Source organism: Colwellia chukchiensis, assembly GCF_002104455.1.
GTDB lineage: Bacteria > Pseudomonadota > Gammaproteobacteria > Enterobacterales > Alteromonadaceae > Cognaticolwellia > Cognaticolwellia chukchiensis.
In genome coordinates this window covers 260,712-277,119 of sequence record NZ_NBOC01000001.1, presented here as the reverse complement: position 1 = coordinate 277,119, position 16,408 = coordinate 260,712, and the positions used below count along the sequence as shown (strand labels likewise).

General features: G+C 39.9%; 14 protein-coding genes. 3 read left to right on the top strand and 11 right to left on the bottom strand.

Annotation, left to right across the window (positions count from 1 at the left end; translation table 11 throughout):
* Positions 1-3: 3 nt before the first annotated feature.
* The 11 genes from B6K83_RS01335 to B6K83_RS01285 all read right to left on the bottom strand — a co-directional run bounded on the left by B6K83_RS01335 (position 4) and on the right by B6K83_RS01285 (position 12,770).
* Entirely contained in the window at positions 4-693 is a 690-nt protein-coding gene (locus B6K83_RS01335) for a prepilin-type N-terminal cleavage/methylation domain-containing protein (RefSeq protein WP_085282479.1), read from the bottom strand.
* Positions 690-1,130, bottom strand: coding sequence for a PilW family protein (locus tag B6K83_RS01330; protein WP_085282477.1), 441 nt, complete (start codon positions 1,128-1,130; stop codon positions 690-692). Before B6K83_RS01330 ends, B6K83_RS01335 begins: the two co-directional genes overlap by 4 nt.
* Position 1,131: 1 nt before the next feature.
* Positions 1,132-1,584, bottom strand: coding sequence for a pilus assembly FimT family protein (locus B6K83_RS01325; protein ID WP_085282475.1), 453 nt, complete (start codon positions 1,582-1,584; stop codon positions 1,132-1,134).
* Positions 1,585-2,790, bottom strand: coding sequence for a type II secretion system F family protein (locus B6K83_RS01320; protein WP_085282473.1), 1,206 nt, complete (start codon positions 2,788-2,790; stop codon positions 1,585-1,587). It lies immediately after the preceding gene.
* Positions 2,790-4,451 carry a GspE/PulE family protein gene (locus B6K83_RS01315; protein ID WP_175474804.1) on the bottom strand — a complete coding sequence of 554 codons (1,662 nt, stop codon included), beginning with the start codon at positions 4,449-4,451 and terminating at the stop codon, positions 2,790-2,792. The genes B6K83_RS01320 and B6K83_RS01315 overlap by 1 nt, the downstream gene beginning before the upstream one ends.
* Positions 4,451-4,855: a type II secretion system major pseudopilin GspG gene (gene gspG / locus B6K83_RS01310; protein ID WP_085282471.1), complete on the bottom strand. Its 405-nt coding sequence runs from the start codon at positions 4,853-4,855 to the stop codon at positions 4,451-4,453. Before gspG ends, B6K83_RS01315 begins: the two co-directional genes overlap by 1 nt.
* A 291-nt stretch (positions 4,856-5,146) precedes the next feature.
* Positions 5,147-6,190, bottom strand: coding sequence for a UDP-N-acetylglucosamine--undecaprenyl-phosphate N-acetylglucosaminephosphotransferase (wecA, locus tag B6K83_RS01305; RefSeq protein ID WP_332888829.1), 1,044 nt, complete (start codon positions 6,188-6,190; stop codon positions 5,147-5,149).
* 1 nt (position 6,191) lies between these two features.
* Positions 6,192-7,310: a Wzz/FepE/Etk N-terminal domain-containing protein gene (locus tag B6K83_RS01300; protein WP_233143770.1), complete on the bottom strand. Its 1,119-nt coding sequence runs from the start codon at positions 7,308-7,310 to the stop codon at positions 6,192-6,194.
* A 218-nt stretch (positions 7,311-7,528) separates the two neighbouring features.
* Complete coding sequence (locus tag B6K83_RS01295) at positions 7,529-8,566, bottom strand: NAD-dependent epimerase/dehydratase family protein (RefSeq protein WP_085282465.1); 1,038 nt, start codon at positions 8,564-8,566, stop codon at positions 7,529-7,531.
* A gap of 143 nt (positions 8,567-8,709) precedes the next feature.
* Positions 8,710-9,990 (bottom strand): Vi polysaccharide biosynthesis UDP-N-acetylglucosamine C-6 dehydrogenase TviB, encoded by a 1,281-nt coding sequence (gene tviB, locus B6K83_RS01290; RefSeq protein WP_085282463.1) that lies wholly within the window; start codon positions 9,988-9,990, stop codon positions 8,710-8,712.
* Between the two features lie 68 nt (positions 9,991-10,058).
* The gene (locus tag B6K83_RS01285) at positions 10,059-12,770 is read right to left on the bottom strand and encodes an SLBB domain-containing protein (protein WP_085282461.1); all 2,712 of its coding nucleotides are present in this window, start codon (positions 12,768-12,770) and stop codon (positions 10,059-10,061) included.
* Positions 12,771-13,294: 524 nt separating this feature from the next.
* Between B6K83_RS01285 and B6K83_RS01280 the strand changes: the two genes are divergently transcribed.
* The 3 genes from B6K83_RS01280 to rpiA all read left to right on the top strand — a co-directional run bounded on the left by B6K83_RS01280 (position 13,295) and on the right by rpiA (position 16,365).
* The gene (locus tag B6K83_RS01280) at positions 13,295-14,728 is read left to right on the top strand and encodes a peptide MFS transporter (protein ID WP_085282459.1); all 1,434 of its coding nucleotides are present in this window, start codon (positions 13,295-13,297) and stop codon (positions 14,726-14,728) included.
* A 103-nt stretch (positions 14,729-14,831) separates the two neighbouring features.
* Positions 14,832-15,491: a 5-formyltetrahydrofolate cyclo-ligase gene (locus B6K83_RS01275; protein ID WP_233143769.1), complete on the top strand. Its 660-nt coding sequence runs from the start codon at positions 14,832-14,834 to the stop codon at positions 15,489-15,491.
* 217 nt (positions 15,492-15,708) lie between these two features.
* Entirely contained in the window at positions 15,709-16,365 is a 657-nt protein-coding gene (rpiA, locus tag B6K83_RS01270) for a ribose-5-phosphate isomerase RpiA (protein WP_085282456.1), read from the top strand.
* Positions 16,366-16,408 lie beyond the last annotated feature (43 nt).

Below are 16,408 nucleotides of genomic sequence, written 5' to 3'. Positions count from 1 at the left end.
GCGTTACACCTGCTCAGTGTAGCGAGCTAAGCTGTTGGGAACTGAGTCACTTAATGGCACCAATAGTGTAAAGTCACCTTGCTCTGTGCTAAAGGTTATTTTAATTTGCTCAGGCTGGACATTGCGCTCTAAGCTGTTGTAGTTGCTAAACCAAGCTTTTGCTTGGCGAGCACTGATGGCGCTGTCAGCCTGCCAATGTTTATCGCGTAATGAAGGCCAACCATAATATTGGAACTCTACTGCGGTTAAGTTATCGTATAAAACTACAGCGTCAGTAAAGGTTAATGCTTGCTTGGCTTGAGTTAATAATTGCGTGGTCATAGCCGACTCTTGATAAATGAGTTGATAGCTAAAATCCGCTTTTTGGATAATTTGTACCCGTACCACGGCGGCGACTTCGGGTGAAAAAAGTGAACGTAAAGTAACGCCAACAAAGCCGTTGCGGTTACCTTCAAAGTATAATTTTGCGCGTTTGTTATCATCAGTAACCACGTAAGAAACCACGCTTTTCAGTGCTTCTTGTACCAAAATTAACTGTTTCGCTTGCTTAACCGAACGATTAAAGTGCCCTAAACGCCCATCCCATCGCTCACTAAATAGCGCGTAAGCACTTGATGCGATTAATAGCACCATAGACAATAAAACCATGGCGACCAACATTTCTACTAAGGTAAAGCCGCTATTTTTTTTCACCAACTGATCTCATTAAATTGATAATTACGTACGGCGTTTTTTAACTGCAGTTGCATAGTTACTTGCCAAAGTTTAAAGGTTTTATTACCTGAGTCCATTTGTCCTGAGCCGGCATTAAATTGTTCGGGCGCTTTAGACTGTTGATTTACTGATGCATGCCAGGTAAAACTCAATTGCCCCATAGTGCCACTGCCCTGCAATTGTTCCTCTTTTTTTTCTGCTTTAATTTCCATGCTGATTTGTTCCGCTATCGGCGCAACAAACGCTGAAAAAGTCAGCACGCGCTCAGCCTTGAAACTTGATAGCAAGGCACCTCGGTAAACCATAGTGACTGCGGAGATCACTAAAAACAAAATAAATGACGCCACAAGCACTTCAATGAGAGTGAAACCCTTGTTAGTTTGTTGAGGTGATCTTTGCCACAGTGCCGTGCTCATATTAATTTTCTAGCAACGCAAGTATGTTGATGGTTTTAGTTAAGTTACCTTGTTTAAGCTCAAAGTCGCTAATATTAGCGATGCCATTTTTATTTAACTTAATTATGTCGTCGTTAAAACTCAGGTACTGATACTGCTTTTGCAATATTAATTGTTTATTTGTGGCTGATGTTTGCATTGATGTGGTAAAGCTCGGTTTAATACGAAAAGCTTTTAGTTGATCTTTATTGAGTTCAATATCAACGCCAGCGCCATTAATAAAAGCTTCAACGCTAGCCCGTCGAATGGTCGCCGTTAATGACAAATACTCGCTTTGTGCCTGTGCTTTGTTAACCGTGTCAATGGTAAGCGGAGCAACTAAGGCAATCATGGTCATCATGATTGAAATAACCACTAATAATTCAATTAATGTTAAACCACGCGCTGCGACAATTTTAAATTGAGATATCAACATTTAGAAACCGAGATCGTTTACCGAAATAATACTGAGTAACATGGTGACTACGACACTGCCGACGATGCCGCCCATGGTCAATATGAGCAAGGGTTCAAGTATTGAGGTCATTTTATCAGCCCAACTTTCAAACTCACTGCGCGAGCGCGAGGCAATTTCTGCAAACACCGGTGCTAGTTTGCCACTTTCTTCACCAACTTCTAACAAAGATAAGAAGAAGTCAGGATAAATTGGACTACGTGACAGTGACTCGGTTAGCCCCTGCCCTTTTTTTACTTGCTCTTTAGCGGCAATTAATCCTTGGCGTATATGGCGGTTGTTAACACTACCTGCCGAAAGCTCAAGCGCTTTATCGATTGAAATTCCACCATCAAGCATCATAGTCAGTGCTGAATTAAAGCGAATGCGCTCGGTAACAAGTAGCGCGCCTTTAATCAGCGGTATTTTTAGCATGAATTCATCTAGCCTGACTTTAATAACTGGGTTTTTAAAAGCGGCAATCAGTAAAAATACCAACAACGCCAAACCAATAAATAAAAACCATTGATAGCTTTGCATCCAACGACTCACCGACAGTAATATTTCGGTATAGATGGGCAGCTCAGGTAGGCCGTCAAATAGGCTGCTCATTTGTGGCACAATATAGTTAAAGATGAACAATATACACAAAATACAAACACTAAATATGACTAGTGGATAAGTTAATGACTGAATTATTTTACGCTTTAATTCACTTTTAAATTTAAGGTCGGCTGACAATTTATCAAAAACATCAGCTAAATCACCACTGGCTTCACCTAGTTTGACTAAATTGATATACAGCGCATCAAACACCTGTGGTTGTTCCGCCATAGCGTCGGATAATAAACTGCCTCGCTTAATGGCGGTATGTAAATCCTGTAGTAGTTTAGCGGCAGCGCCATTGGCTTTGTTACGTTTTAATATGGCTAAGCTGCGATCTATTTTTACGCCATTCTTCAACAAAATAGCCAACTCAGAAGTGATAAACTCTAACTCTTCCAAACTGACTTTTTTGCGCTCAAAAAACGAATGTTGTATTTTTGCTTTTTGCTCAGCCTTCAATGAGGTGATGAGCAGCTTTTGCACTTGCAACTGTTGTTTAGCGTCATCATAAGATTTGGCCTCTATGTGACCAGTGACTTGACCTCCGTGGTTATCATATGCGTGATAATTAAACCTGATCATTAGCCGCAAACCCGAATCACTTCATCTATCGTCGTTAACCCTTGCATCGCTTTCACTAAACCATCTTCTAATAAGGTTCTGTTGCCGATGCTGTGGTTATAGGCTTTCGCTTTTTCAATAAAGTTTTCATCTTTTGCCATGCCTCTGATTTCGCTGTCGGAACGCAAATACTCGATAACAGCCATACGCCCTTTATAACCTGTATTAGCACATTGTTGACATCCTTGAGCATTCAACAAGTTTATCGTGTCAATACCACTTTGCTGAGCCAGCGCATGTAATTGATATTTGGTAATTAATTCCGCTGCATTTTCGTCTTGAGTGGCGCAATGAGGGCATATTTTTCGGGCGAGACGCTGAGCAATAATAGCGACTAGTGCAGCATTAAGCAGAAACTCTTCAACGTTTAGATCCAACAACCGGGTATAAGCACTAGGCGCGTCGTTGGTGTGAACTGTACTAAAGACTAAATGCCCTGTTAAGGCAGACTGCATAGCAATACGTGCGGTTTCTTGGTCTCGTATTTCACCTATCATAATAATGTCGGGATCTTGCCTAACAATACTGCGCAAGCCTGAACTAAAATCAAAGCCTATTTCCGGCTTAACTTGTACTTGATTGACACCTTCAAGTTGATATTCAACTGGATCTTCTAAGGTGATTATTTTTACATCGTCATTATTGAGTTCATTTAAAAAGGTATACAAGGTGGTGGTTTTACCACTACCTGTTGGCCCTGTTAATAAAACGACACCTGCGGTGTGCTTTAAGTCGGCCTTAATTTTTTCTTCAATATCTGGCGATAGCCCAAGCACACTCATATCATAACGCACTGCATCTTTGCGTAAGAAGCGCATTACCATGCTCTCACCTTCATTTAAGGGCAACGAAGAAACACGAATATCTAATCCTGTGTTAGATATTTTCATTTCAATTTTACCATCTTGTGGACGACGCTTTTCTGCGATATCCATATTGGCGAGTATTTTTAAGCGTGAGATAACCGGCAGTTGTAATCGTGACGGCAATAATTCGACTTCATGCAAGACTCCGTCAACACGAAAGCGCACTCGGTAACGGCCTTTATGTGGCTCAAGGTGCATGTCTGACGCACCTAGCTTTAACGCTCGTGCAATTAAGGAGTTTAATAAGTTAACCGTTGGTGCTTCACTGGCGAGCTCCCGTAATTTGTCTTCTTCAACATCTGAGAGTAAATCATAATCTTGTGCAACAGATACATCATCCCCTTGACTCGCTAATTTCAGCTGTTCAAACACCTCATCTGTTGCAATAATGCGCTGATAGTCTAGTTGGCTATTGCTTAAGTATTGTAGAACTTCCCAATTTAAAGGAGATACAGTTGCAAAACACCATTGTCCTTCAACGAAGCGGTAGGGAACCCACCCACGCGCGATAAGAAACTGCTGGTTTAGCTGTAAACTTTGCGACGGTGGTTGCCAATTTGCTATTGCGTCTAGTGGTAAAATGGAGGCATTGAGTAATTGTGCATAAATTTCTGGCAAACTATCTTCAGAAATGCTCCCCATATTAATAAGCAAACGCTCCAAGGCCCCACCAAATTTAGCTTGGTAGGCTTTTGCTTTTTCTATGTCTTGTTTTGATACTTCAAACTTTACAAGAACCTTTTCCAGTGCTTGCATTATTGATATACCAAGTCTTCATTTTCATCTTTACCGCCAACTTGTCCATCTTTTCCTAAACTCATTAAGAGGAAGTCTTCACCATTTGGGCCAGGAGACTGATAAGAATATGGGTTTCCCCAAGGGTCATTAGGAACACTTTTCGGAATATAGGGACCATCCCAATTGGCGGCATTAGATTGTCTTAGCTCGGCTAATGTTGTTGGATAGTCCCCAACATCTAAGCGATAGGTATCTAATGATGTTTGTAACATTTGCATTTGCGCTAACGCGGTTTTTTGTTTTGATGAGTCAACTTTGGAAAACATTTTTGGTGCCACCAAGGACATTAACAAGCCCAATATTACAATAACAATCAGCAATTCTATTAATGTAAAACCCATCGTTTTGCGTGTAACTTTCATACTACCTCTAAATATTCAAATGAAACGTTATTTATTTTTACAACATACTAAAAACAAGCGAGTATTGAAACTAATATTAACGCCCTTTAGCCTCTGACTTAAACACTGTGCTCTTTAGTAAAAAAATATTTTGTTTCGTAGGTTGGAATGCGCTTTTAAAAGCGAAATGCGCGACATCTTGTTGTGGAGAAATGTTACTCATGCTTGTTGGATCATTGACAAGTCTTAGGAGCAGAGGGTATATCGGGTTAACTTGCGAACCACAGATATCCCCCTGTTAACATATTTCTTTTAACTTAGTGGTTTAAAGCTAGGCGCTAGTTTCGAAATATTTTTTATTACTAACGAGTAAACAGCAAAAGACAATAAAAACATAGTAAACATAATATATTCTGGCACTAAGTAAACCTCACCTAAAATACCTAATAACGACATAAAAGCGGCAAGAACAGTAATGATGCCTAACGTTTGTTTGCTATTAAAGCCAATACGCATGAGAATATGGTGTAGATGATCTCTATCTGGCTTAAACGGAGACTTACCTTTGCGATAACGTCTGATAACTATTGCCAGCATATCCATTAAAGGTACAGCACAAATCCAAAGCGCGGTAACTGGCCTAAAAGAAGCATTATCACCTTGTGTGCCCATACTGAGTAACCAAATAACACTTAAACCAATAAACATGCTGCCCGCATCACCCATAAATATCTTTTTAGTCTTTTTGTTAAAGAACCCCATATTAAACATCAAGTAGGGCAAAGTGGCTGTGACTAAAATAAGTGGATAGCTCAAGTATTGCATTTGCTCTTCCATTAAGAATAGCAAGGCAATGGCGGTAAAGGTATTCAAGCTTAAACTGCCGATGAGACCATCAATACCGTCAACCATGTTATAAGCGTTGATGACAACAATAATGGCTACATAAGTGAATATAATGCCAAACGGACCTAGCTCTATATTGCCAGAATTAAATAGATTGCCCAGATTTGAAATATAACCACCAACACCGTAAATCATGAGGCTAGCGATAATTATTTGACCAATAATGCGAATGCGAACTTTAAGATCATACTTGTCATCAAGCGCACCAATAAACACCATCATGGCTGAAGCAATAAGGTACATACGCAATTCTAACGTATCTGGCAACCACAACAGGCTTGCCGCTAATACTGCGGCAAATATAGATATGCCACCAATTAGCGGAATTTGACCTTCGTGTAGCTTTCTGGCGTTAGGTTTATCAACTAAGCCAACATCAATGGCGATGGGTTTAAACAACTTGATAGCCATAAAGGCAATAAAAAAAGCCGTAAAGACGGTAATAATCATATTAATTTGACTCCTGCTTTGCGTTAACTCCGTAAGAAATAGCTGATTGTAAAGTTACGGCTTCATCTATATCTGCAAACTGTGAATTAATGGAGTGTGATTTATTTGTAAAATAGCGTATTAAAACGATTAATACTGATAGTATTCCGCCTAGCAATCCCCCTAAAACGACAATCAATGCACGCTTAGGGCTGTCTTTTTCATCAGGTACGTTAGCCGGATCTATCGTTTTCAGTACATATTCAAGGGAAACTTCTGCTAGCATTATAGTTTTTGACTGCTCTTCTATCAGTTGATAAAAAACCGTTTGCATATCAGCAAGTTGAGTTTCCTCTAGTTTTTCTGTTAAATAATCGATACTACGCTGTGCTTCAGCTTTGTCTTGCTCTCGCATAGTGGTATTGATTTCGTCTACAAGCCAGAGCAACCACTGTTTCGCTATTTCAGGAGAATAATGCTCTATTGAGATAGTAATTATTCCTGTTTCTTTGCTAGTCGAAATTGATAACTTATTTTTAAAGGCTTCATAAGCTTCCCAAGATGTGGGCTGAGGACTTTTAGGTGCTTTTACTTCTCTGAGCCAAGTATTATTATCAGCGTTATAAATTTCATCATTTAATATCAGGGTATTGCTAACGGCATCCCAATAATCCGCAGCCATCAATGGCACTAACAACTGGTATTTATTAATAAAATTTTCAATAAAAATTCGCGATTGCAGCACTTCCAGTGCTAATCCTGTTTTATCGGTACCACTATTACCTAAATTTATTCCCGCTAAACTAGCAAGACCGCCAAACTGCCCCGCCATTTTTGCTAAACCACTGGCGCTATTTTGCTCACTTGCAGGTGCTAACTGCGTAGTGGCTTTATAGACATTAGGAAGCTTTATTGCATAAACTGCTGCTGCTATAGCAAACGCAAAACTTATGGTTAGTATAATCAATTTTCCGGACCATAAGGCTCGCCACAGCTCAGCTAAATCAATCTCATCTTCAGATAACTGTTGCCCTATGTCATGGTGCGGATAGGTAATATAATGCGGATGTTCAGGATGGTTTTTACCTTCAACCTGAGCTGATGATGAATTATTCGTTCCTTGATGACTTTTTTTGTCCACGATATTATTTCTACTTTCTTGCATTATATTATATTGAAGCCGACAGTTACGCGTAAAATATTAAAACTTAACACGGCAGCCATCAAAAGGACGGCTATTATAAAGAGTCCATATAGCTGTGTAAAGGTTATCCACTAAGCATTACATCTTAATTACACGGTAATATTGCAAGTAAATTAGGCATCAAGTCACTGTATGATATTCGTACAATAATTTAATTATTTAGATAAGTGTTTAATATACCAAGGCATAGCTTTGTTAATGCCTTGCTGAATACGATACTCGGGTTGGTAGCCAAGTTGCTGTTTAGCTTTGCCAATATCGGCTTGCGAGTGTCGCACATCGCCTGCTCTGAAGTCTCGATAAATCGCGCTTTGCTGATAATTAACCTTATTTTCAGCTAAGGCATTGACCAAGCTACTAAATAACTCGTTGAGGGTTGTTCTGTCACCTAACGCCACATTGTAAACTTGATTTTTGCCGGCGTCATCTGCTGTTGCCGCTAAGATATTCGCTTGTACCGCGTTTTCAACAAAACAAAAATCGCGGCTAGTCTCCCCATCACCATTGATATATAACGGCTGATTTTCGATCATGGCCGCGGTCCATTTAGGGATCACTGCCGCATAAGCGCCATTGGGGTCTTGGCGTTTACCAAACACGTTAAAATAGCGTAAACCTATGCTATTAAAACCATAAGTTTTATGAAACACATCGGCATACAGCTCGTTTACATATTTGGTAACTGCGTAGGGCGATAAAGGCTTACCTATGTTTTCTTCCACTTTAGGTAGTGCTGGGTGGTCGCCATAGGTTGAGCTTGACGCTGCATAAACAAAGGTGCTGACCTTGGCGTTTTTAGCCGCCGTTAACATATTAACAAAGCCCGTAATATTAGCGGAATTAGTTAATACAGGATCAGCAATCGAGCGCGGCACTGAGCCTAAAGCGGCTTGGTGTAATACGTAATCAACCGCTAAGTTATCTAGACTTAAGGCTTGTTCACAATCTTCAATATGGCGAATATCACCTTTTATAAAGCTAAAATTTTGCCATTGCTGAGCCGACACTGCCGATTTTACTTCGTCTAAATTGTGCTGATGGCCGGTGGCAAAGTTATCTAAACCAATAACTTTTTGGTTTAATTGCAATAGTGTTTCTAATAAATTTGAGCCGATAAAACCAGCTACGCCGGTAACAAGCCACACTTTTGGTGACTGTTTAAGTTGATTTTTTACGTCATCGTACTTAGACATGCTTTCTTCCGTTTATGCTGTAATTATATTTAAGCTGAAAGTAAAAAGTCTATAACTTTCAGTATGGTACTTGCTGTAACTTGTCTTAACTGACAGCTTAAAGCTTACAGCTTTCTTTTATCTGACCGCTCAGCGATATGTTTTTACAAACGCATATCCACAGTTTCTTTCGGAAGCACATACTTTAAATCATAAAGTACGTGATTATTTTTGCCTAAGGCACGTATATTATCGACCCCTAAGGCTTTAAACTCGTTATGGGCAACCGCTAAGATAATAGCATCGTAATGACCTTCATTTGGTGTTTGCGTCAGCTGTAAGCCATATTCTTGCTCGGCTTGCTCGCTAGCACACCATGGATCGGTTATATCAACATTAATATTGTATTCTTTTAACTCACTAATAATGTCAACAATTTTGGTATTACGTAAATCAGGACAGTTTTCTTTAAAAGTTAAGCCCATCACTAAAACATTGGCTTCTTCCACCTGAATGCGCTTGTGAAGCATATGCTTAACCAATTGCGATACTACATAACTACCCATGCCATCATTTAAACGACGTCCCGCTAATATCATTTCAGGGTGATAACCCACCGATTGTGCTTTGTGAGTTAAATAATAAGGGTCAACACCAATACAGTGCCCACCCACTAAGCCTGGACGAAACGGCAAAAAGTTCCACTTGGTGCCTGCCGCCTCGAGCACTTCTAAGGTGTCGATATTGAGTTTATTGAAAATAATTGATAATTCATTAATTAAAGCGATATTAACATCGCGCTGGGTGTTTTCTATTACCTTGGCCGCTTCAGCCACTTTGATTGAACTGGCTTTGTGAGTACCAGCCACAATAATCGAGCGATATAAATCATCAATCAGGGTGGCAACTTCAGGGGTTGAGCCAGAGGTAACTTTCAAAATATTAGTGACTCTGTGCTCTTTATCACCGGGATTGATACGCTCAGGTGAGTAACCTGCAAAAAAATCTTGGTTATATACTAACCCTGAAACTCGCTCGACTACTGGAATACAGTCTTCTTCGGTCGCGCCTGGGTAAACGGTAGACTCATAAATAATGATATCGCCTTTGCTGACCACTTTGCCTAACATTTCACTGGCTTTAATCAGTGGCGTTAAGTCTGGGCGTTTATGTTTATCAATAGGGGTAGGCACAGTTACTATATATACATTGGAGCCTTCCAAGTCTTCAACAACAGATGAGTAGTCTAGTTGCTTGGTTGCAACAAGTTCATTAGTACTGACTTCTAATGTACTGTCAAAACCGGCTTTTAGTTCAAGAACTCGCGATTGATTGATATCAAAGCCCAAAGTTTGATACTTCTTGCCAAACTCCACCGCCAGCGGTAAACCGACATAACCTAAGCCGATTACAGCGACCTTTATATCATTCAAATCTCGTATCATGTTGCTATACCTTCCCTTACATAAAGCTTAACTATTATTGCTGAGTTGTTTGACTTACAACTTACTTATTAAAGCCCATTAATTGCTGCAACTGCTACCGCTGCATTATAAATAATTTGCGTTGCTGTTGACCAAAGTGTTAAGTCATTCATATATTCTGAATCTAACGGCACTACTATGGTATCTCCGGGTTGAAGTGCTGAGTTTGATGTTCCGGCAAACCAGTTATTATCGTTTATCAGTTTAATACTACCGTTAGCGGAAATAATGTAAATTCGATCTTCGTCAGCACGCTTTTTGACACCGCCACTTTGTGCAATATAGTCTTCCGCAGCTAAGCTACTATCAAATAAATGTGAAGAACTCACCTGAACTTGACCAATAACATTGATTGAGTTGGTTTTTGTTGGCACATAGAGAATATCACCACCCTCAAGTAGAATTTCTTGTGCGTTATCATCCATAACTTTTGCTAACTCAATCACTAAACGGCCAACAGGTTTTAACTTTGTTAAATCAGCCAGTACTTTTTGTGCTTCAACATAGGAGATTGCATTGCCGTTTTCTGTTAAAGATTTTGACGCTAACTCTGTTCTTAGATCGCTAGCGAGCTTTAATAGATTTTTTTGTTCCAGTTGTTGTAATTTTTTACGCGTAAAAATCGAGCCATCAGCATTAGCATACTCAGTTAAACCACCTGCCTTTGTAACTAAGTCAGCCAGTGTTTCACCGCGTCGAATAGTGTATTTACCTGGAAAAACAAATTCCCCACGCAATTCCACCACGATATTTTCACTCCATGCCGGTATTTTATGAACATTTAGGCGATCTTTGCTGATAAGCTTTATGTTCGATTCGATATCTTTAGAAAGAGCTTTACTTAGATTAATATTGAGAGAGCTTTTAACGGCACGCTCTCCATTAAATGAATTTCTAGTTATTTCAGCACGGGCTAAGTATGCTGACTCATTAACACCACCAGCGGCGGCTATTAGCTCACTGACACGTGCATTTTTGCTCAATGGGTATACCCCCGGAAACTTAACTTCACCATCAACTTCGATTAACTGTATTGGTTGTCCAGATGCACCTTGTTGACGCAACTTTCTTAAGACCGGTGTTAAAAGTCTATGTCGAGAAAATAATGCGATTTCTCTAATATCCAACTCTTCTTTAATATTAGCCCCAGTCATTTCGGTTAAAGACTGACTAACTAAGTCTTCTTCAGCGGTATTGCTGCCATTTAGCGATGATTGAGTAGCCTCATCACCGTACATTAGCCAAAACGACTTTTCTTTATGTAAAGTTTTTGCTTGCTCTCTTTCCTTTGCAAATAATTGCTCTTGTGTATAAGCGAGCTCATCTAATGAAACTTGCTCATCAACATGCTTAGTTACGTTGGAAAAAATTAAGACTGTATCATTAGGGCTTAAGGTAATATTGTCTTTAGAATCTGCGTTACCTATGGCATTGGCTAGACTAAACTGTAAAACCTCTATGTTTTTGGCTCTATCGACTTCCCTGACAATTAATGCGTAGTTTAAATCTGCATTAGCTAAAAGATGTGATTCAATACTTGGTAACAGGTCTGATATTTTTGTATTTTGTTGCCATTGATATTTACCTGGTCGACTGACTGCACCGACAATGGTTATTGATTTTTGAAAAGCACCAGAACTTTTGAGCACACGGATATAATCACCATTTTGCAGCAATTGCTCACGCGCTTGCTGGTCGGTTAGATCTATATTAATTATGCTGCGTAAGCTTTCTGCATTATATCGTTCTACGATAGTGGCTTGCGGGTACGCTGAAGATAATAAACCACCTGCCATGGCTAGCACACTATTAAAGTCATCGCCTCTTTTTAACTCATAAATTGCTGGGCGCTGTACTTCGCCCTGAATAGAAACTGTATTGCCTTGGGTTGGTATGAATACTACATCTCCAGATTGCAATAAAATGTCATCAGATGAATCTCCGTTGATCAAAAGATCATATAAGTCCACTTGCTTCACTAATTGCCCAGCGCGCTTGACTTGAATATCCCTCAGCGAACCAATATCACTGATACCTCCAGCGGCAAAAATGGCATGGGTTACTGTTGATAGTGAGCTCAAGGTATAAGGACCAGGTTTATAGGCGCTTCCCAAGACAAAAACTCGCATTGAACGCAGCTCAGCCAAACTAACGACGACATTAACACCTATGATTCTAGCTTTAATTTTGTCGGCAAGAAATTGCTTCATTTCGGCAAATGTTAAACCAACCACTTTTATGGGCCCAACATCAGGAATAAGTATGGTGCCTTCGCGAGCTATTGGTAATACGTAGTCATGGTTTTCCTTACCATAAATCTGTACCGATAATTTATCCCCAACACCTAAAATATAGTGTTCAGGAATAGCAATATCCATGGTCGGAGAAAACGTACTTGGTGCATTGGCAAAAACATCTATACCAAAACGCTCCAGTGGTTTAAAAAGTTGCTCATCATTTTCAAAAAACTTGAATTCCTCAGGTAACTCCTCTGGCATATTAGTTGTTGACCGCGGAACTACTTCTGTTGTTGAAAGCTGTGTTTGTGTATCGGCATTAGATATTTGTCCCAAAAGCACATTTAAATCAACCCCCATACTATTGGCAACTTGCTGCTGTTGGGGTTTAGAGAGCTTTTTAAATTGCTCAATTTGTTGCTGGCTAATTTGTGCTGAAGTCGCACTGAATGAAAAAATTGAAACAACAAGGATGGATGCCAGTTGGCGAATTAGCTTTATCATTTGAAGGTACTTCTTCCTATACACTTAAGATCCGTGTTTTTGTACAAAAAAGATTTTAAATTGCCGTGGAGTTTAGCAGTATGTTTAGCGTGTTTAAAGTAACTTTTTATTTACAACTTGCGGCTTGAGCGCCTAGTTGGGGCAATCGTATAGCAAAGTGTGTATTACTGACTTACCCGCTAGATTACTGAGTTTGATATTACATGCTTTTGTTCACTTACCAAACTTACATTTAAACATTTATGGTTAAGCTATAAAGCGATGACAAAACGCCCACAAAGCAACACCGAATTTATTGATTAAAAATTTACTTATACAACATAATTAACGCTGCGAGTTCGCCGATAACTTTCCAGCTGTTGGGCTAGAGATTTGCGCTGCGCTCTTGTTTTTCAGTGCTAGCAAAGGTATAAAACGTGCTGGCTAACGCTAGTTTATACATTTTGCTCGATAATATGCCGAAAAAATCAGCTAAATTATAATAATTATGACTTCGAGCATATAATTTTTTAAGGAATCTCTACATGACAACACCTACAGCAGGCACGATTTTCGGTCACCCGAAAGGACTGTTTCTTTTATTCGGAACCGAAATGTGGGAACGTTTCGGTTATTACGGCATGCGTGCCCTTTTGGTACTTTATTTGGTAGCTAGCGTTCAAGACGGTGGTTTTGGCTGGACTAATGCACAAGCATTAAGTTTATACGGTACCTTTACCATGGCGGTGTATTTAACACCTGTCATTGGTGGTTGGCTAGCAGATAACTTTCTTGGTCAGCGTAGAGCTATTATTATTGGTGGTATCGTTTTTTCATTAGGTTACTTTACCTTAGGTATTCCTAAAACCATGTTAGCTGGCATGGAAGAAAACGTTTTTTATCTTGGTTTGACGCTAATTGTTATTGGTAACGGCTTGTTTAAAGCCAATGTATCAAGTTTAGTAGGTGACCTATATGAAGAGGGTGATCATCGCCGTGATGGTGCGTTCACTATTTTCTACATGGGTATTAACCTTGGTGCATTCTTAGCGCCGCTTTCTGTTGGTGTAATTGGTGAGCAAGTTAACTGGCATTACGGCTTTATTTTAGCCGGTTGTGGTATGTTAATTGGTTTAACCTTGCAATTATTGTTTGCGAAAAAATACTTAGGTGACATTGGTATTGAACCGTCAGCTAAACGCACCGACGGCAAAAAAGAAGCACACGCACCATTAACCTCTGAAGATTTTGACCGCATGAAGGTCATTTTGATCATGAGTATGTTCTCGGTGATTTTCTGGGCTGGTTTTGAACAAGCCGGTGGTTTATTTACTATTTATGCCTCTGACTTTACCGACCGTACTATTTTTGGCTATGAAGTTGCTGCGTCGTCGTTTCAGTCGTTAAACGCTATGTTTATTATTATGCTAGCACCAGTTGTCGCCTCAGTTTGGGTAAAAATGGGTGATAAAGAGCCAACTTCGCCGAAGAAGTTTGCACTCGCCATGGTGTTTTTAGCCTTAGGTTTCTTTGTAATGTTATGGGCAACCATGGTACAAGGTGGTGATGTTACGGTTAAAGTCAGCATGCTATTTTTAGTGTTTGCATACCTTTTCCATACTTTAGGTGAGTTGTGTTTATCGCCAATTGGCTTGTCGATGGTAACGAAATTAGCACCACTTAAATTTACCTCGTTATTAATGGGTATTTGGTTCTTCTTTACTGCGCTTTCAAACTGGTTAGCGGCCTTTATTGGTTCGTTTGTTGGTGAAGGACAAGAAATGGTCGACAATGCTGCCAATATTTTCATGGGCGTAGGCTCAGCAGCACTAGTAACCGGTATCATTATTTTCTTAATGGCAGGTAAACTGGTTAAGTGGATGCACGGCGCTGAAGGCGATACCAGCCATGATATCGATGAAAAAATCGAAGAAGAAATTGCAGTAACGGCGACTCATGAAGGTATTTCTGATAAATAATCAATAATTGAGAAGCTGTAAGCTGTCAGTAAAAACGAGTAATATTTAGTTATTACTCGTTTTTTTATGGCTGCATTTTAATGTTTATTGGGAATACATTATTGTGAGTGGTTTTATTGCAACATCTGAGCAAGCTGATCTTAAAACAAAACAAAGCCGGCAATTGCTGCGTCAACAAGTCAGGCAGCAGCGTCAACAATTAACGTTAGCGCAGCAAGATGCCGCGGCGATAAGTTTATTGGCACGATTTTGTGATCACAAAAAAATACAGGCGGCGACAAGTATTGCCTTATATTTAAGTAATGACGGTGAGGTAAATACTCAACAATTAATTGATTGGTGTTGGCAGCAAGGTAAAAACGTTTATTTACCAGTGGTGCATCCGTTTAGTGCTGGGCATTTATTATTCTTACATTATCAGCCGCATACCCCATTAGTGAAAAACCGGTTTGGTATTGGCGAGCCAAAACTCGATGTCAGAAACGTTATATTACCAACGCAAATCGATATTATTTGCACGCCATTAGTGGCCTTTGATGACACCGGCGCACGTTTAGGTATGGGCGGCGGCTTTTACGACAGAACCTTGCAGCATTGGTATCAACACTTTCAAGCCAATAAAAAGAGCAAGCCCTACCCTATTGGCTTAGCACACGATTGCCAGCGTGTAACTGCCATAGCAAGCGAGCATTGGGATATTCCACTGCCGGAAATAATTACCCCGAGCAAGCATTTTAGCTTTAAACTAAAACCTCAGCTGTAAGCTTTAAGTTCTAAGCTGTCAGTAACAGCCAAAGAGCTCAAAATCATCAGAGTGGGTGCTTGTTTTCTTTTGTTTTAACTGAAAGCTGACCGCTTAAAGCTTACAGCTTTCTTTTAACTGTTCGCGTAAAGCTTTAAACTACCCCGTAATACTTTTTACTGAAAGCTTAAAACTTACAGCTTTCTTTTAACTGATAGCTTAAACCTAAGGTTTCCCCATGACTCAAGACGAGATGAAAAAAGCGGCGGCGATAAAAGCGCTAGACTATATAAAAGCAGACACCATAGTAGGTGTTGGTACTGGCTCAACAGTCAACCATTTTATTGATGCGCTGGCAACAATGAAAGATAACATTGTTGGCGCGGTTTCGAGCTCTGATGCCTCTACTGAGCGCTTAATCGCGCACGGCATTGAGGTATTTGATTTAAACCATGTTGACGGCATTGATGTCTATGTTGATGGCGCCGATGAAGTCAATCCACACATGCAAATGATCAAAGGCGGTGGCGCCGCACTGACCCGTGAAAAAATTGTTGCTGCCGTAGCGAAAAGTTTTGTTTGTATTGCTGATAATAGCAAGCAAGTACCTATTTTAGGGCGTTTTCCGCTACCGGTTGAGGTGATCCCGATGGCGCGCAGTTATGTCGCCAGAGAATTAGTAAAACTCGGCGGTGATCCGGTTTATCGCCAAGGGGTAGTTACCGACAATGGCAATGTTATTCTCGATGTACATAACTTATCTATTATTGACCCAAAAACGTTAGAAAACAGCATTAATGCCTTAGCAGGAGTGGTCACCAATGGTTTGTTTGCTAACCGTGGTGCTGATGTCTTAATTATCGGTAGTGCTGATGGGGCAAAAATTATAAAATAACACTTTAGAGTTTATACACTATATGCTAGTTTAGAAATCTAGC